At 55.7% G+C, this 18,024-nt stretch carries 17 protein-coding genes; 4 read left to right on the top strand and 13 right to left on the bottom strand.

What is annotated here, in order from left to right:
• The first annotated feature begins 82 nt into the window (after window positions 1–82).
• Window positions 83–1,843, top strand: coding sequence for an Rqc2 family fibronectin-binding protein (locus MKX64_RS00815; protein ID WP_341035216.1), 1,761 nt, complete (start codon window positions 83–85; stop codon window positions 1,841–1,843).
• Between the two features lie 376 nt (window positions 1,844–2,219).
• On the opposite strand, the gene MKX64_RS00820 is transcribed toward MKX64_RS00815, so the two are convergent.
• The 9 genes from MKX64_RS00820 to MKX64_RS00860 form a co-directional block, all read right to left on the bottom strand.
• On the bottom strand, window positions 2,220–3,092 hold the full coding sequence (locus MKX64_RS00820) for a PHP domain-containing protein (protein WP_095397556.1): 873 nt from the start codon (window positions 3,090–3,092) through the stop codon (window positions 2,220–2,222).
• Window positions 3,093–3,138: 46 nt separating this feature from the next.
• Complete coding sequence (locus MKX64_RS00825; protein ID WP_095397520.1) at window positions 3,139–4,038, bottom strand: LysR family transcriptional regulator; 900 nt, start codon at window positions 4,036–4,038, stop codon at window positions 3,139–3,141.
• Between the two features lie 144 nt (window positions 4,039–4,182).
• A complete protein-coding gene (locus MKX64_RS00830) occupies window positions 4,183–4,620 on the bottom strand; it encodes a hypothetical protein (protein ID WP_095263295.1) in 438 nt (145 codons plus the stop codon).
• Between the two features lie 307 nt (window positions 4,621–4,927).
• Entirely contained in the window at window positions 4,928–5,191 is a 264-nt protein-coding gene (locus MKX64_RS00835; protein ID WP_095263294.1) for a YlbG family protein, read from the bottom strand.
• 47 nt (window positions 5,192–5,238) lie between these two features.
• Entirely contained in the window at window positions 5,239–5,676 is a 438-nt protein-coding gene (locus MKX64_RS00840) for a YlbF family regulator (protein ID WP_095397519.1), read from the bottom strand.
• 101 nt (window positions 5,677–5,777) lie between these two features.
• The gene (locus tag MKX64_RS00845) at window positions 5,778–7,703 is read right to left on the bottom strand and encodes a helicase-associated domain-containing protein (RefSeq protein ID WP_341035217.1); all 1,926 of its coding nucleotides are present in this window, start codon (window positions 7,701–7,703) and stop codon (window positions 5,778–5,780) included.
• The gene (locus tag MKX64_RS00850; protein WP_341035218.1) at window positions 7,700–9,613 is read right to left on the bottom strand and encodes a DNA repair helicase XPB; all 1,914 of its coding nucleotides are present in this window, start codon (window positions 9,611–9,613) and stop codon (window positions 7,700–7,702) included. The genes MKX64_RS00845 and MKX64_RS00850 overlap by 4 nt, the downstream gene beginning before the upstream one ends.
• A gap of 145 nt (window positions 9,614–9,758) precedes the next feature.
• Entirely contained in the window at window positions 9,759–10,928 is a 1,170-nt protein-coding gene (locus MKX64_RS00855) for a M20 family metallopeptidase (RefSeq protein WP_341035219.1), read from the bottom strand.
• A gap of 22 nt (window positions 10,929–10,950) precedes the next feature.
• Window positions 10,951–11,463 carry an NUDIX hydrolase gene (locus MKX64_RS00860; RefSeq protein ID WP_095263290.1) on the bottom strand — a complete coding sequence of 171 codons (513 nt, stop codon included), beginning with the start codon at window positions 11,461–11,463 and terminating at the stop codon, window positions 10,951–10,953.
• 262 nt (window positions 11,464–11,725) lie between these two features.
• On the opposite strand from MKX64_RS00860, the gene MKX64_RS00865 reads away from it, so the two are divergent.
• Window positions 11,726–12,073, top strand: a complete 348-nt coding sequence (locus MKX64_RS00865; RefSeq protein ID WP_095263289.1) for a YugN family protein — start codon at window positions 11,726–11,728, stop codon at window positions 12,071–12,073.
• Between the two features lie 16 nt (window positions 12,074–12,089).
• Window positions 12,090–13,313 carry a putative lipid II flippase FtsW gene (gene ftsW / locus MKX64_RS00870; RefSeq protein WP_341036195.1) on the top strand — a complete coding sequence of 408 codons (1,224 nt, stop codon included), beginning with the start codon at window positions 12,090–12,092 and terminating at the stop codon, window positions 13,311–13,313.
• Window positions 13,314–13,354: 41 nt separating this feature from the next.
• On the opposite strand, the gene MKX64_RS00875 is transcribed toward ftsW, so the two are convergent.
• Entirely contained in the window at window positions 13,355–13,741 is a 387-nt protein-coding gene (locus tag MKX64_RS00875; RefSeq protein ID WP_095263288.1) for an Asp23/Gls24 family envelope stress response protein, read from the bottom strand.
• 199 nt (window positions 13,742–13,940) lie between these two features.
• Here MKX64_RS00875 and cax point away from each other — a divergent pair, with 199 nt between their 5' ends.
• Window positions 13,941–15,014, top strand: a complete 1,074-nt coding sequence (cax, locus tag MKX64_RS00880) for a calcium/proton exchanger (RefSeq protein ID WP_341036197.1) — start codon at window positions 13,941–13,943, stop codon at window positions 15,012–15,014.
• Between the two features lie 116 nt (window positions 15,015–15,130).
• Here the strand turns inward: cax and MKX64_RS00885 are convergent, their stop codons facing one another.
• Genes MKX64_RS00885 through MKX64_RS00895 form a run of 3 tightly spaced genes read right to left on the bottom strand, consistent with a single transcriptional unit; the run spans window position 15,131 to window position 17,988 of the window.
• Complete coding sequence (locus MKX64_RS00885; protein ID WP_341035220.1) at window positions 15,131–16,153, bottom strand: Gfo/Idh/MocA family protein; 1,023 nt, start codon at window positions 16,151–16,153, stop codon at window positions 15,131–15,133.
• 6 nt (window positions 16,154–16,159) lie between these two features.
• The gene (locus MKX64_RS00890; RefSeq protein ID WP_095263286.1) at window positions 16,160–17,068 is read right to left on the bottom strand and encodes a sugar phosphate isomerase/epimerase family protein; all 909 of its coding nucleotides are present in this window, start codon (window positions 17,066–17,068) and stop codon (window positions 16,160–16,162) included.
• Complete coding sequence (locus MKX64_RS00895) at window positions 17,065–17,988, bottom strand: NAD(P)-dependent oxidoreductase (protein ID WP_095263285.1); 924 nt, start codon at window positions 17,986–17,988, stop codon at window positions 17,065–17,067. The genes MKX64_RS00890 and MKX64_RS00895 overlap by 4 nt, the downstream gene beginning before the upstream one ends.
• Between the last annotated feature and the right edge of the window lie 36 nt (window positions 17,989–18,024).

The following is an 18,024-nucleotide window of genomic DNA, read 5'->3' on the forward strand; positions in this document are numbered from 1 at the left end:
ATAGCCCTTAAGTTTTTGCTGGAATTATGGCATCATAGAGAGGTGCTCAAGCGAAGGGCAACGAGAAGATAGGAGAATGATTATGGCACTCGACGGAATTGTTACAAGAGCCATTGTGCATGAGCTTCAGATGTGCAGAGGCTCCCGCATTAATAAAATATATCAGCCAAACGACCGCGACATCGTGCTTCATCTGCGCACCCAGCAAGGAAATGCGAAGCTGCTGCTGTCGGCGAACCCGACCTATCCCCGGGTCCATCTGACGCAGGAAAGCTTCCTCAACCCGGCCGAAGCGCCGATGTTCTGCATGCTGATGCGCAAGCACTGTGAGAGCGGCATCATTGAGGACATCGAACAGGTTGGCATGGAACGGATTATCCACATCTCGATCCGGCAGCGCGACGAGCTTGGTGACGTGTCCCTGAAGAAGATCATCATTGAACTTATGGGCAGACACAGCAACATCATCCTTGTCGATCCGGCGGCGGGCACGATTCTGGATGGCATCCATCACGTCACCCCGGCCATCAGCAGCTATCGGGTCGTCATGCCCGGCTTCAGCTACACGGAGCCGCCCGAGCAGCACAAGCTGAATCCGCTCGAAGTGGATGGGGAGTCCTTCCGGGATGCTTGCCTGCTCGATTCGCAGCCGGCCGTCTCGTGGCTTGTCGGCGCGTTCAGCGGACTCAGTCCGCTGGTTGCATCGGAGATCGCCTACCGCGCGGGCGAAGGCAGCGGCCATTCGGCGGAGGAAAGCGAGAAGGATTGCGGCAGCTTGTGGAGCGCCTTTCACGATGTGATGCAGCAGGTGAAAGAGCATCGATACACGCCGGTATCCGGGGAGAATGCCAAAGGAAAATCGGTGTTTTCCGTCATTCCGCTAACGATGCTGGGCGGGGAAACGACGCCATTCGAATCGGTCAGCGCATGCATGGAAAATTTCTACGGCGAGAAGGCCCAGCGCGATGCGGTCAAGCAGAAGGTCAGCGATCTGCTTCGCTTCCTTCAGAACGAGCGGACGAAGAACATTAAGAAGCTGGACAAACTTCACGAGGATCTGGCTGAAGCCGACGATGCGGACCGGTACCGGATATTCGGCGAGCTGTTGTTCGCTTCCCTGCATGCCATAGCGAAAGGCGACCGTGAAGCGAGACTCGTGAATTTCTACGACGAGAATCAGGCCGAGGTGACGATCCCGCTTGATCCGCTGCTGTCGCCATCGGATAACGCCCAGCGCTATTTCAAGAAATACAACAAGTACAAAAACAGCCTGGCCGTCATCGAGGAACAGCTTGGCAAGACACGCGAGGAAATCCGTTATATCGACAATCTGCTGCAGCAGCTTGCCCATGCCTCCCTGAACGATATTGACGAAATCCGGGATGAGCTGATCCAGCAAGGGTATCTGCGAGACCGCAGCAAAAAGGTCAAAAAGAAGAAAAAGAACGACAAGCCGACCCTGCACGTCTTCACATCGTCCGAAGGCATCGAGATTTACGTTGGCAAAAACAACCTCCAGAACGAATATGTGACCAATCGTCTGGCCGCTTCAGCGGACACCTGGCTTCACACGAAGGACATTCCGGGCTCGCACGTGGTCATCCGCAGCGCGGAATATGGCGAGGCTACGCTGGAGGAAGCGGCGATGCTGGCTGCCTATTACAGCCAGGCGAAGGAGTCCAGCAGCGTGCCGGTCGATTACACCCTGATCAAGCATGTCCGCAAGCCAAGCGGTGCCAAGCCGGGGTTTGTCATCTACGACAATCAGAAAACGCTGTTTGTGACCCCGGACGAGGAGCGGATCAAGCAGCTTCCTAACGTAATCAGAAACAACCGGAACTAACGCCGGGTGTTCGCAGCCGTAATCTGCCATGGACACTCGGGTAAATGCTGCGTTTGTCTTATGTAGCGAGAGAATATGCTAGCGTGTTTCAGGCTTATAGTTCGAATCTTGCGTCCCCACAACAAACAGCCCGGCAAGGCTCTGACCTTGTCCGGGCTGTTTGTTTCGTTCCACGTCTGTGTATTCCACGTCTGTGTATTCCACGTCTGTGCATTCCATGTCTGTTCGTTATGTTCCAATGGGACGTTGTATTTCAAAAGGCTTCGTCCCTGCCTTCGCGCCCAGGCAGCTCGCTGCTGCTCCGCCAGCAGATGCGCGGCTAGGATAGAGTTGCCTTCTCCTTCTAGCGGAAACAAACGAAAACAGCCGCCAACCGCTACAGACCGGTCGTTCGGCATGCTTGTCGCAGCCGGTCCAGTACGTCTATCGAAATCCGGCGGCTGCCAATGTCACCGTGAAACACCTGCCCCTGCCGGACGCCGTGATAATCCGATCCGGCGGTAACGATCAGGCCGAACTCCTTGGCCAGCGCCAGGTAGCGTGCCTCTTCCTCCGGCCCGTGATCGGAATGGTACACTTCAATGCCGGCCGGCTTGGCCTGCTCAATGATGCTGCGCACAAGCTCATCGTCTTCATATAACCCCGGATGGGCAAGCACAGGGGCGCCGCCAGCCTCGCGAATCCAGGCGCAGGCTTCCTGCGGCGATATGCGTGGCTGGGATGCATAGGCAGCGGCCCCCTTGGCCAGATAGCGGTCGAATGCATCGCGCATCGTCTCCGCATATCCTTTGCGCACCAGCGCGTCGGCGATATGCGGACGGCCGATGCTTTCGTCCGGTTTGAGCGGTCGGCCAAGACCGCCGATCACCTCTTCCATCGTTATATCGATCCCGAGCTGCTGCAGGTTGGCGATGATCTGGTCGTTGCGCCGCTCCCGGGTCTGACGAAGTTCGGACAGCCGCGCAAGCAGCGTCTCATCCCGGTGATCGACATAATAGCCGAGAACATGAATGTCCTGGCCTCCAGCCATCGTGCTGATCTCTACGCCCGGAACGACGGTCAGGCCGTCACGTTCTCCGGCAAGGAGCGCTTCCTCGATCCCGGCCACCGTATCATGATCCGTAATCGCTAGCGCGGCAAGGCCGCGTTCCCGCGCCAGCCGCACATTCTCTTCCGGCGTGTTCATCCCGTCCGATGCACGGGTGTGGGTATGCAGATCACATTCCCTTTGTTTTATCTCATCCTGTATATTCATCGCTCAGCAACCTCTCTTATAGATTGTTCTGATTCTCTTATTAAGTCCACTGCCGCTTGCGAAGATAAGACAAAAACGTCATCGCCGACATCGGCAGCAGCGCCGATTTCAGCTGAATGGCATAAAACTTCCGCTTGAAGGATGCATCTGCGATATCAATCATTTTGACCAGACCGAGCGCCGTCTCATGCTTGACCGTCGAGGTGGACAGCATCGTAATCCCCAGCCCTTCCTCGACCGCCGATTTGACCGCGCCGGTGCTTCCAAGCTCCATAACGGTGCGGACGCTGCCGGGATCGATGCCTCGCTCATGCAGAACATCCTCCATCACCTGGCGGGTTCCGGAACCTTTCTCCCGCAGCACAAAAGGATACGCCAGCACATCCTCCAGCATGACCTCACCATCCTGTTGCGCAAGCGGATGATCGGCAGGAACGATAAGCTTCAGCTCGTCCTCCATCACCGCATCAAGCATCATATCAGGATGATCCACCGGCGCTTCGATCAGGCCGAAGTTCAGCTGATGGCTGGCGATCTCATCCAAAATCTGCGTGGTGTTCATCACTTTCAGCATGATCGAAATATCCGGATACTCCCGGCCGAACGGACCGAGCAGACGCGGAAGCACATATTCTCCGATCGTCAGGCTGGCACCGAGCTGAAGCCTTCCCTGCAAGCTGCTGGAAAAAGCGGCCATCGCCGCATCCGTCTCCCGGGACAGCTCCAAGCTTCTGCGCGCAAAAGGCAGCAGCGTCCTCCCCGCTTCGGACAGCTCCATATGCTTGGTGGAGCGATGCAGCAGCTTGGTGCCGAAGTATTCCTCCAGCGCCTGAACCTGCATCGTCACCGCAGGCTGGCTCATATGAAGCGCCTGGGCCGCCGCCGAAAAACTTCCCGCTGTCGCCACCGTGTAAAAAATATGTAGCTGATGAAAATTCATAACTGCAATCCCCTCTCGCTGCCTCTATACCGTTTATTCTACCATACAAGCGCATTCAAAAAAGACATCCGCGCTTTCGCTCGCATGTCGATTCCTATATGTTACGCTTAAATTCCGCTTAGGTGATGACCCTGATGCGGCTCCTTATTTCCGTTTGCGGCTGTTCTTAATCAACGTCATCCGCCGGGAATGACGCAGCCAGGAATAATAGGATTTCAGATCACGAAGCTCAATCGTTTCCGACATCCGTCCCAAAAAGGTAATAATAATCATCCGGTGCAGCGGATTTCCGATCAGATCCCGCTCTTCCTCCAGTTCGGCGAATTCGGCCACAACGACCAGGTCGTCATCGATCAGATAGACGTCCTGTTCATTCCGGTAGTAAGGCACAATCCGGTCCTGCTTCAGGCACTCCCACATCCAGGAGCCAATCTCCTCATGCGATGTGGTAACGCCCTTCACCCGGTCTGTATATCGATTCTTCGCGTGGTTCGTTATGACGATGTCGGCTACCTTTTTATCATTGAGTGTTATATAAAACGGCTCGTAGGTGCTCCACCGCTCCGTCCCTTTGTCGCGCATGGAATATCACTCTCCACCAAATGGGTCTTTATATCTAAGTATATATACCCAACATATTACATCATTCCACTTATATTCACAAGATTGAAACATGACATGATGTGAACAATTGAGTAAAATTTAGAATCTTCTGCATTTTTATCCAGTGTCTCTATCATTTTATCGCGCTAGAATGCAAATTATGCCAGTCACCGGTGAATACACGATAAAAAAATGACGCATAAAAAAACAAGCGGCCTTTCGGCCGCTCGTGCGAGCTTGGCATCATTCCTGATGGGACGCGGCGAACCGTAGACAACCGTTCAGGTTACGGTCCGAAATATTTGGTCTTGTCAGGAACTTTGCTGCTGTATTCCGTCTTGATCTCATTCCGGTAGGAGCGTTCAATTTTGCGAACATAGGAAAGCCTCCGGATATTCTTCATAATCTCTTCAGCACGGTCTGCATTGACGTACATGACGACATAATGCATTCTGCGCGAAATATAATGTACGCTGCCGTATTTCTCCAGATTTCTCGCAGCCTTAACGTCGCTTACCCATATGATGTAACCGGTGCGTTCCGCCAGCATCCTCTTCCCCTCGCTTCACTTTCGTCTCGGTCATCCGGCCAGATGCACTAGCCGCACTGACACCCGCCGCCGCTTCCGCAGCCCTTCTTCGGCAGTGGATCATTGCCTGGAACCTTGATGCTGTCTGATACGGAGTAGGCAATTTTCTCCGACATGGTATGCAGGAGATCGTCCAGATTCTTCTCGGCCAGCTTGAAGCGCTTGACAGCCTCGAAGGCCTCCAGCTCAGCTTCGACCGCGCTTACTTCTTCCTTCGCCGAATGGTAGTTCGGATGGAAATGGCCAAAGCGCTGTGTCTCTTCGAACAGCTCTTTCTTCTGCTCAAGCTTTCTGACCAGAGCCTGAATCTCCGGATCGTTCTGTACCGCCTGCTTCCAATATAGATAATCCGCCACTTCGACGGAAGCATTGATCATATCGCCCAATTCATAGGCATAGGTGAGCACCTCGGCCATATCGACCGTATTGATTTCCGATACGCTCATGAACTCATCCCGCTTCTTTATTAGATTGGTCCGCCCGGTGGGTGGACTCTTTTATCATAGCATAACGCACGTCTATTAAGAAGGGGGAAATCCAATGCCTGCTATGGAACAATCAGCCTCATCTCCTGCCATTGCCCCTCGCCAAGCTGAACATCGGCGCCAGGGGAATCCGCATCCGGCTCGTAGAGGACGCCAGCGACCCTCCACGGGCTCCGCAGCAGCTGTACCGGAATAAACTCCCTTCTCTTGCCTTCGAGCGAAATTTCGACCTTGAGGGCCAGCTGTACCGCCTGTTCCATTATTTGTTTGGCCGTAGACAGATGGTATGAACGGTAATCCCGCGTCCACATCACCGGAAGCTGGGCCAGGTCCGGGCTGTTGTCTTCCTTCGGCTCGGCCTCATCCGGCCTGTACAGCAACGCAGGATGAGACATGCGGATAAGACCGGAAGAAGGCGCGGAAGGGCGGTCATCTGCTCTCTCATTGCCCGCTTTCCCCGCTTCGCTGCCATATTTGTCGGTGACTGCCGGGACAGGCGGGCTGATAGGGCTCATATGCGCCATCCCAGCCGCTTGCTCCATCGTTTCCAGTGTCGCCATGCCGCGTCTTGGCGGCAGTCCTGCTGCCGTCAGCAGCTTGCGGATGTCCGAGACCTTGTCCGCCTGGACGGCAAAATACAGAGGGCCGAGTCGCTTGATATCGTCCTTGAGCCGAGGATGATTCTCGATCAGATCCGCTTCGTCCGAAGTCGTGCAGGCCAGCACGGTCAGCTCCATAAAGGCCGTTCGCCCGATCTCCGCCGACCACTGCCGCAGAGCCGCAGCCACATTGTCCGGGATGCCCCCGGCCGCATGCGCCTCCAGAAAGGAAATGGCCTGGCCGGGACTTAGGTCCGCGTCCGCAGCCATAGCCAGCGCTTCCCGGGAAAGACGGTAAACCGACATATGGTCATCGGCCACCCGTTCAGCAAGCCGTGCCGCCGTATACCGGACCGTGTACGGCGTATCCGGCGGAATCAGCACTTCGAAATCCGGCTGTACGATCAGCGTGGCAGGTTCTCCCTCCGCCTCCATCCAAGGGATATCCTCAGCCAAGAGCTGTGCGCCTGTCCGCATGCGCCAGCGGAACAGCGTGTCTCCGCGCTCGTTCTCGCCAAGATCCAGCCAGCCCGCTCCGCTCAGCAACTGAAGCCACGCCTTCAGTGCCTGAAGCAGCCGGCTCCGGTTCGCTTCAGGCAGCAGCCGCTTCTCCTCCAGCTGCTGCAGCAGCTGGGTGTCGGCATGCCACACTCCGGCCGCTAGCCGAGGACTGCACAGCAGCCATGCCGCGTGCTGAAATTCCGGCTCACTTTTCATATAACGCTGCATCAGACACTGCAACAGCCGCTTCTCCATCGCCGCTCGGGGCAGCTTCAGCCATGCGTCCAGGGAAGGCCTGTGCAGGACAAGCGCTTCTGTGTCCGGCCGCAGCAGCCCCAGCGCCAGCAGCAAATCCAACATAACAGCCACATGGGGGGGGTACGCTTCAATATGTTCGTAAGGCAGCTCAAGCCCTCTCACATCGTCAGAGGATAAGGACAGCACCTGCGACAGCCGCTGGATATGCTTCTTGTGCAGCACCCCTTTGGCGGTGAGTGACAGCTCATGCAAGGACGCATACACCAAAGCATTGAACAGATCTGTTGCTATGCCGGCCCTTCCCTCCTGGATCAGACTGACAGACGATGTCAGATCCGGACGATCCGCCAGCCCGCCGTAAAGCGACGCAAGCTGGACCAGCCTGTCGAAAGGGATGTAATACAGCCGCTCCCCCCAGGCTTTGATGACCGCTTGGACCCATCCAAGCTGGCGCAGCTCGGCAAAGACCGCCCGGACTTCAGCCCCGCTCATGCGCTGTACCTGAAGCGCACGGAGCTTGCCATCATCAAAGCCGGTGCTGGTGAATGTGCGCCATATCTGATCCAGCACAGCGCGCTGCCCTGGCTTAAGCCCGGCAATCGTTTCGTGATCCGTTGATCGTATGGTCATCGCTGGCCTGATACCTCCCTTTCCGCAGCAGCGCCAATCTGGCCTGGCTTCCGTCCCTGTTCTTCAGCCAGGGGGATCGACATCGCCTCATAGACGTAGCCCTGCTCGACAAGGAACAGCTGGCGCCGCATGGCAAACATCTCCTCACGGCTGTCGCTGGACACGAGCGTATAGAAGTAGGCTCGGTTCTCGCCGCTCTTCGGCCGCAGAATCCGCCCCAGCCGCTGCGCCTCTTCCTGGCGGGAGCCGAAGGTCCCGGACACTTCGATCGCCACGGACGCATCAGGCAGGTCAACGGCAAAATTGGCCACCTTGGATACGACCAGGACCGGCGTCTCTCCCCGGCGGAAGGAGGCATACAGCTCATGGCGCCGCTGCTGCGGCATTTGGCCTGATATGAGCGGAACCTGCAGCTGCTGGGCAATGGCGGTCAGCTGATTCAGATATTGGCCGATAATCAGAATTTGAGCGCCTGGATGGCGCCGGACAAGCGCTTTGATCAGCTCCAGCTTGGCTGGATTCTCGGCAGCCAGCCGGTACTGCTCCCGCTTGCCGCTGTACCGGCATCTTTCCTTGATCGGACCCGGCAGCGGCACCTTCACCTCGATACAGCGGACAGCCGCGATCCAGCCCTGCTCCTCCAGCGCCTTCCACGGCATCTCGTATCGCTTGGGCCCGATCAGCGAGAACACATCCGCCTCCCGGCCATCCTCCCGCACAAGCGTCGCGGTCAGTCCGAGCCGCCGCGTAGCCTGAATATCCGCCGTAGCCCGGAACACCGGTGCAGGCAGCAAATGAACCTCGTCATAGATGATCAGCCCCCAGCGGCGCTCGTTGAACAGCTTCATATGAAACTGCTCCTCCTCTTTCCGGTGGCGATGGGTCAGAATCTGATACGTAGCCACCGTCACCGGACGAACCGCCTTATGCTCGCCCGTATACTCTCCAATCTGCTCCGGCAGCAGCGTCGTTTTATCCAGCAGTTCGCTAATCCATTGTGTGACCGACGTGGCATTTGAGGTCAGAATCAGCGTCTCGCACTGGAGTTCGCGCATCGCAGCGAGCCCGATGATCGTCTTCCCGGCTCCGCAGGGCAGGACCAGCACGCCGCTGCCTCCCTCACCGCCCGACTCCTTGAAGGCGTCCACCGCCGCCCTCTGGTAGTCGCGCAGCCGGAAACTGCCTTTCGGAGCGGCTACACTGCCAGCCAGAATCCCGTCGACCCGCTCCGCGCCTTCTTGCTCTGCAGAGCGGCCTTTCTGCCCACTTGATTGAGCAGAAGCCGCAGCGGATATGGCCCGGGGAGTGCCCGTCTGCTCCGACAGCGGCTCCTGCCGCTCCGGTTCCCTTTGTCCGGACGTGCTTCGATCCCCGTCCCGCCAGTCCAGCGGCAGAAACTGCCCGTCCTGATATCCGACATGATCGAGCACAGGGTACCCCAGCCGGGTCAATTCCTGCTTCAGCAGCCCTCTTAGCCGAGAGGGCGCCTCCGCTTCCAGTTCACTTAGGATGACGAGACCGCTGCTGGCCAGTGAAGGATACCCCTTCAGCTCCGCCAGGACGGATGCACTCCGGCTCTGAAGCAGCAGCCGGCCATCACGCGCCGGATGCATCTTCAGCGTCAGCTGTCCATATCTGGCAACGAGACGCCGAATGTCTTCCTCCAGCGCCGCAGGCAGCTCCCACCGGGAGAGCGACCGGAGACTTATGCATATGTGATCTGCGGTCAGTCCTGCGGCAGCGGCGTTCCACAAGGATAGTGGGGTAATGCGATATGTATGGTATGCGGCCGGACTTTTGACCATATCGGCGTATTGCGCCAGCTCTGCCCGGGCCTTCTGGAAGGACGGGTGAGCTGTTTCCAGCAGCACGGTCCGGTCCCGCTGGACAATACAAGGCTTCTGTTCCACATCGATGACCTCCTTGGCTAAAAAAAGAAGCTCACATCCATTTAAGCTGGATCTGAACTTCCGGTTATGATGTCATATTATTTCCCAATTGCCAAGGTTCATGCATCGGTCCGGGTCCGGACCGTTTCCGCTGCTGGCTCCTCCCTTATTCCCCACGCTGATAAGCGCGGACAAGCTCGGTCAGCAGCCTCGCTCCGTAGAGCATTGCGTGCTCATCGAAATCAAACTTCGGATGGTGATGCGGATATACCGCCTGCTTCTCCTCGTTGCCCGCCCCGATAAATATGAAGCAGCCCGGGATTTCGCGAAGGTAGTAGGAGAAGTCCTCTGCCGGCATCAGCTTGGTCGACTCCTTGATGGCGCCGGGCTCAAACACCTTCGGTGCGGTGCGGAAAAAGCGCGCGGTCTCCGCCTCATCATTCACCAGCGTCGGATAGCCCATCAGATAGGATACCGACGCCTGCGCACCATAGGTTTCCGCTACCGATGCCGCCATCGCCTCAATCTTCCTGCGGACCATCAGACGCGTCTCCTCGTCAAAGGTGCGCACCGTGCCGGTGATCCGGCTTGTGCCGGCAATCACGTTCTGCGCGGTGCCGGCCTGGAACGTGCCTACGGTGACCACCGCAGGCTGAAGCGGATCCACCGAACGGCTGACAATCGTCTGCAGCTGCATGACCAGCGCCGCTCCGGCAACAAGGGCGTCTGATGTGACATGAGGCATGCCCCCGTGACCGCCGCGCCCGGTGATATCGATAAAAAATTCATCCGCCGATGCCATCAATGGCCCCGGAGCGCTCGCCACCTGGCCGACCGGCAGCGGGGTCCAGAGGTGAAGCCCGTATATGACGTCAGCTCCTTCAAGCGCGCCATCCCGGATCATCTCGATGGCCCCGCCCGGGCACACCTCCTCCGCAGGCTGGAACAGAAACCGGATCTCGCCCTCCACTTCCTCCGGCCGGGATGCAAAATAAGCCGCTGCGCCCAGCAGCATGGAGGTGTGGCCGTCATGCCCGCAGGCATGCATGGCGCCCGGAACCTTCGATGCATACTCGCAATCCTTCTCATCCTGAATCGCAAGGGCGTCCATATCCGCGCGAAGCACCACCGTTTTGCCCGGCTTTCCGCCCTTGAGGCTGCCGATCACACCGTGACCGCCGACGCCTGTTCTCACCTCGATGCCGATCTCCCTCAACCGTTCGGCGACATATGCCGCCGTCTCCCGCTCGTGAAAAGACAGCTCCGGATGGCTATGTAGATGCCGCCGCCAGGCGACCATTGTCGGGAACCACTGCTCCCAGAACACTTCCTTCATCTCTGATCATCCTTCCTTTAGCCTATCGGCTGGTGTTCGTCGGCAGCAAGCCATGCAGCATGGAGAGAAACAGCCCGTGTCCTACCATCTGATCCACTTGGCCTCCCTCCTTGATCGTATGACAGGCCTCACGTAAAGGAACCCAGATGGCAGCCACATCCTCTCCATCGTCTGGCTCCGGCTCTGCCGCTCTCTTGATGTCATCAGTATAATAAAAATGCACCTTGCGATTGGTCAGCGAGGCTGCAGGGTAAGCCTCTCCCATATATGTAAGTTCATTGCACAGCACGCCGGTCTCCTCGGCAAGCTCCCGCTGAACAGCCGTGACCTTGTCCTCGTCATGCCGGATCGTTCCGCCCGGCAGCTCCCATGTCGACGCTGACACCGCCTCCCGGTGCTGGCGAACCATGAGCAGGCAGCCTTCATGAATGACTACCACCGCCGCCGATTCCGGCATATGGTCAATCACCGCGATCTCCTTCCCGTCATGCTCCTCCACCGCATAATACTCCGTATCATACACGATTCGATTCATCGGACTTCCCTCTTTTCCGTCAGTTATTTGGGCATCATGAAATATATACCCCTGCCGGAGCGGGAAGCAGCAAACGGATCGGGCTGGAAAATTACTTTTATTCTAACAGAAAAGATAGAGATCTGTCCTACACGAAAACACCCTTCGGATAAAAGGGCTGCAAATTGAAGGCTCACAAGAGCTTCAGGCTTGCACAAGTTACTGAAACATACTATCATATTAAAGAACTTTGCTAGTGGAATATTAAGGGGGTTAACGCCGCATGATTTTTGAAAATACAGGCTTGGACGGTATGCAAAGCGATTTGGCTTATCTCGACGAATGCGCCGAGAAGGTCGGCTTTATTCGTTGGCAGTGGGAATACTACCGCGCTACATATGATTTGAAAATTGAAGATAAAAAAAATAACGATGAGTACTTCCTCCGCTTCAATACCCGCGTGGTTGAAGGAAAGCTGGAGAAGCCGGACACCATCCTTAAGATTGAAGCCGTATACATGGGCAGAGCGACATTCCCGCACGGCCTTGAGTATGAAACGATGGCACCGTCTCCGGTGATGAACATCGCCAACAAAAAGCTGCAGGAGCTCAAGGCTCTCCTGGAAGCGTAAGTGGTAACATCTTATGATGAAAACGACCAATCCCCAGCCCCAGACCAAAAGAGGGACGCCAGATTTTCAATTGCTTATTCTTACCCTGCTGCTGGTCGGATTCGGACTGATCATGGTATTCAGTTCCAGCTCAAGCTTGGCCGTCTTCAACGAGAAATTTAATTACGACCCGCTCTATTTCACCAAGAGGCAGGGGGTATTTGCCGCTCTTGGATTGCTCGTGATGCTGGTCGCAATGAACATCAATTACAAGATATACAAAAAATTGTTTATTCCGGTGTTTTTCCTAACACTGATTCTGCTCATCTTGCTGATCATCATCGGATCGGCTACCAACGGCGCCCGGAGCTGGTTTAACATGTTCAGCCTGGGAATCCAGCCTACCGAGCTTGCGAAAATCGCCACCATTGTATATTTGGCCGCGCTGATATCCAAAAAAGGGGAGCGGATCCGTCAATGGAAAGGCGGATTTTTCCCGGTGCTGATCATCGTTGGCGTCGTGGCAGGTTTAATTATGCTGCAGCCCGATCTGGGCTCCTGCTTCATCCTGGTCGCTACGTGCGGCCTGGTGATCTACGCAGGCGGAGCAAGCCTGAAGCATATTCTCGGCTGTATATCCCTCGTCGTTCTAGGATTGGTGCTTACACTCGGAGTCGGCTCCCTGTTCGATTCGAGCGGCCCCTCCGACGAGGCATCTAAAGATTATAAGGTCGGCCGAATCGAGGCGTTTCTGGACCCGTTCCAGGACGAGTCCAACACAGGCTACAATCTCGTTCAATCCTTGATCGCGATTGGCCAGGGCGGCATTACGGGCGCGGGCTACGGCGAGAGCATCCAGAAGCTGCACTATCTGCCGAACCCTTATAACGACTTTATCTTCTCCGTCATCGGCGAGGAGTTCGGCTTTATCGGCACCTGCCTCTTCCTGCTGGTGTATCTGTATTTTATATTGCGGGGCATCATTATCGCGCTTCGCTGCTCCGACCCGTTCGGCACATTGACCGGGGTCGGCATTATGGGACTGATTGCGATTCAATCCTTTATTAATATCGGCGGAGTCACCAATACGATTCCGATCACAGGGGTTACCCTTCCGTTCATCAGTTACGGCGGCTCTTCCCTGCTTGTCATGATGCTGAGCATGGGCATTATGCTGAGTATTTCAAGGGACAGCAACCGCCCTGTCAAAGAGGAACAGGTAAAATCTGTAGTAAAAAAAGACTACCGGACATCCGTGTAGTCTTTTTTTATGCTTCGGGAAGGGTATGTACTCCCCGATGACTATTTCGTTCTTTGCGGCACATCATCCATGATGTCATCCTTGAAGGCAACGCCCTCGACCTTGACATTCACCTCGACGACTCGAAGTCCGGTCATGCTTTCCACCGCTTCGCGGACATTCTGCTGAAGCATACGGCAGACTTCATGAATCGGCGTCTCATAGAGCACGATAATCCGAAGATCGATGGCCGCCTCAAGCTGACCTACCTCCACCGTAACACCTTTTTGCACATTCTTTCCGCTCAGCCGCTTGGCCCATCCTTCGGATAATCCGCCTGACATGGCTGCAATTCCGGGTGTTTCCAGCGCCGCCAGTCCGGCAATTTTCGAGACGACATCATCCGATATCCGAATCAAACCGCTATCCAGTTGAAGTTGTTCCGTCATGCCATATCCTCCTTCACCTCATTATCAGTTATTGTAAATCCTAACAGGCCCAAAAAGCAAATGCCAAGCGCAGATGAATCATTAATTTTTCGAAAAAAATGGGTATATTACATGAAGGATATGGTACCGAACGACATCTTCCTCCAGCGAAGCTTAGACAAATTACTACAAAACCATCGGATTCGGGGTGCATACGATGATAAAAAAGCGGTTGAAGCCGATCTTGCTCATCCTGACCTTCCTGCTGAGCGCGGCCGGACACTTTGCCGGCTGGAACACAACCGTTCAATTTCTGCTGTCCGCGATTGCGGTCATCTTTGTAGCCGGGTTTCTCGGCCGGGCGACCGAGAGCGTAGCCCACTACGCCGGACAGCGCCTGGGCGGCTTTCTGAACGCCACCTTCGGCAACGCAGCAGAGCTGATCATTGCGATCCTGCTGATTAGAGAAGGGCTGTACGACATGGTCAAAGCGAGCATCACCGGCTCCATCATCGGCAATCTGCTGCTGGTGCTCGGGCTGAGCCTGTTCATGGGCGGGCTGAAATTTAAAATCCAGAGATACAACGCCACGCTGGCAAGCCTTAACGGCTCCCTGATGACGCTGTCCATCATCGCCTTGTTTATCCCGGCTGTGTTTCTGAACACCCATTCTATTACAACCGAAGGCATCAAGATGCTCAGTCTGATTGTCGCCGGCATATTGATTGTCGCTTACTTAGCGTGGCTCGTGTTCTCCATGATTACACATAAGGAATACTTGGCAGATGTCAGCGACAGCAACGATGAAGATGCGCTTGCGCATGAGCATGAGCCGGCCTGGACCAAAAAGCGCTCGATCGTTTATCTCGTCATTGCAACAGTGATGGTCGCCTTTGTCAGTGAATGGCTTGTCGGGGTGCTGGAGCCGATTAGCCATCAATACGGCCTCAGCGAGCTGTTTGTGGGCGCCTTCCTCGTTGCCATCATCGGCAATGCCGCCGAGCATAGCGCAGCGATCATGCTGGCGATGAAGAACAAAATCGGAGCGGCCGTTGAGATCGCCGTCGGTAGCAGTCTGCAAATCGCCCTGTTTGTAGCCCCTGTGCTTGTGTTTATCAGCTTCTTCCTCGGCAATACGATGGATATCGTATTTACGACCCTGGAGCTGTTAGCGATCGGCGTAGCCGTGTTTATCGCCCGCTCCATCACACAGGACGGCGATTCCAACTGGTATGAGGGACTGCTGCTTCTAGCGGTTTATATTATTTTGGGTGTTTCTTTCTTTCTCGTCTAAAAGGAACAAGCGACTGGCCACGGGCACCTTGTTAGGGCCTGCCAGTCGCTTTCGTTTTTAGTCTTTCGCTTCACAAGCTAACGATCAGCAACAATGGATGATCCCGTCCCGGCGGCCTACATACAGCTTAGTTCAGGCAGCCATACCTTCGCCTGCCGCTTTGCGCTTTCGACAGCGCCCAGCGTCATCGCCAAGCTGTGAATATTGTGCCTGATATCCGTTTCCGAGCGTTTGCCGGACTTCAATGAATCAAACATCTCGTCAAGACATGCCTCTCTTCGTTCTGGCCCATACCACGAACCCTGCCTCCCCGCCGCCGAGGCTGATTCCAATGCATCCGCTCCTTCATACACTGGCTCATGATCGCCGTCCCACAGCATCGTTCCCTTGGGTCCGACAAGCCGCCATGCTCCCTCCCAGGAGGTGGAATGCCCTACCGCGCTCCAGCTTCCGTTGTATGAAAATACCGCTCCGCAGCTGAACTCGAATATGCAGACAGCTGACGAATTACCCTGATACCAGGAGCCGTCCGGATTAAATTCGTGACAATACACGGCCATGGGATCCGACCCGATTAAATATCTTGCTGCATCAAACGTGTGGATCGCCATATCAATGAGCAGAGGGTGTGCCATCATTTCCCGAAAGCCGCCAAATCGCGGACCGAGAAAAAAATCGGCTGTCACAAAGCCCGGAGGACCGATCCGGCCGGTGTCAAGCTCCGCCTTCAAAGCTCTGATCTCCTTGGTATAGCGTCGATTTTGCATCACTGCACAGCTTCGTCCAGTACGATCCGACACGTTGATCAAACGAACGGCATCTTCCATGGAAAGTGCCATCGGCTTCTCCATCATCACGTTCGCGCCATGCTCCATTGCCGTAATGGCATTGGCGGCATGCGCTTCCGGGATGGAAGTGTCCAGCAGCAGATCGACTCCCTCGGAAGCAACTGCTTCGGCCACCGCTTCATACACCGGCAGCTTCAGGCCGAAGCGCTGCATAGCCTCAAGGGCCTTCTCCGGCTGAACATCCACGAGGGCAACGAGGTCCACATCGTTTCGCTTCAGCGCGTATTCCAGCCAGCGTGTCCCCATGCTGCCGCATCCGGCCAATACCGTCTTGTATTTCAAACGCCTCACTCCCCGCTACAGCTTTCCGCTGCCGTATGAAATCCGTGGATTCGTGACATATTCACCGCCCCGGCATCGTTTCAAATATTGAAGCGAGCTTACCTGCGCGCTCATCTCCAGCTCGTCCTTGAAGACCGGGTCATGCCTGCCTTCGATGTCGATGCTGCCTTCATAGCCTTGTTGCATCAGTATCGTCACTACATCCGTCCAGTTCGTATCCCCGAAGCCAGGCGTCCGGTGCCACACAAACGGATGAGGACCATGGATGCCATGCTCCCGAATGACATCCCATGCGATGGTGGCATCCTTGCCGTGTACATGAAAAATCTTGGATGCCCATCTCCTTAGCTGGGCAATCGGATCGATCAGGCTGACCATCTGATGGCACGGCTCCCACTGCAGTCCCAGGTTGTCATTCGGCAGCGCGTCAAACATAAGCTCCCATGCAGTCGGGTTGTGGGCGATGTTCCAGTCGCCCTTGTCCCATGTGCCGTGCATATCGCAGTTTTCAAAGGCCAAGCGGACTCCGCGATCCTCTGCCCTGCGGGCAAGCTCGCCGAATACCTGCTTGAACTTCGGCAAAGAAGCCGGGATCGGTTCGTCCGGAATCCGTCCTGTAAATCCGGATACCACGTCGCAGCCGAATGCGGCGGCATGGTCGATCGCGCGCTCCCAGCTTGCCAAGGTGTCGGCATTATCGCCGGTACCGGTTAGGGGATTGCCAAAAACCGTCAGGCTGGACACAACAGCTCCGCTGCCGCCCAGCAGCTCGCGAACTCGCTTGGCTTGCTCTTTAAGATCGATGTCGCCTGTCGTCTGCCAGTAAGTGATGCCAAAGCTTTCAAAGCCATGATCCAGGTAATAGGGAATAACTTCCTCCGCGTAGACACCCTTGATTAGGGCACCTATCTTTAAGTGCCTCATGGATGATAACGCCCTCCTTCGCCCCCTTGTGCACCTTCATTCTTATCCCAAGCCAGATAAAGCGCATGCGTTCCCTTCTCGGTTAACCCGGCTTCAGCGATCCGGGCATATAACTGACGAGCCAGCGATAGGCCTGGAAGCTCAATCTTCATGTCATCCGCCACCTGCAGCGCAATTTCCATGTCCTTGATGAAATGCTTCACATAAAAGCCAGGCTCGAAGTCTCCCTCGATGATCCTAGGGGCAAGGTTGCTCAAAGACCAGCTCCCGGCAGCGCCTGTCTCAATGCTGCTCAGCACCTTTTTCAGATCCAGACCCGCCTCCGCAGCATACACAAGCGCTTCGCATACCCCAACCATATTGGAAGCTATGGCGATCTGATTCACCATCTTCGTGTGTTGACCGGCTCCAGGACCTCCCTGCAGTACGATGCGGTTGCCCATCTGTTCAAAGATCGGGAGGACGGTGTTGAACGCTTGGTCATCTCCTCCCACCATGATGGATAGCGTCCCATTCCTTGCCCCAACATCTCCCCCTGATACAGGGGCATCCAACGCATGCAGCCCCTTTAAGCAGGCCGATTCATAAATTTGCTTGGCCAGAAGCGGGCTTGATGTTGTCATATCGATGAGGTATGTCCCTGGCCGTGCATGATCAATCACTCTGTCCTCACCCAGATAAAGAGCTCTAACATCACTTGGATAACCCACCATCGTGATCACGACGTCGCATTCGGCAGCCAGCTCTCCCGGGGAGGCCTTCCATTCCATCCCCAGATCAAGCAGCTCCTGTGCTTTCGCTTTGGTCCGTGTATAAATGGAAAGCTTGTATCCTCCCTGCTGTAAATGCTTGGCCATGCTGCTTCCCATAACGCCCGTTCCGATAAAACCGATTCTTGCGTTGTCCAATTGTACAGTCATTCTTCTGTTCCCCTCTCCTGCCATATATAGAATCTG

Origin of the sequence: Paenibacillus sp. FSL M8-0334 (assembly GCF_038000405.1) — a bacterium.
Classification (GTDB): domain Bacteria; phylum Bacillota; class Bacilli; order Paenibacillales; family Paenibacillaceae; genus Paenibacillus_AQ; species Paenibacillus_AQ campinasensis.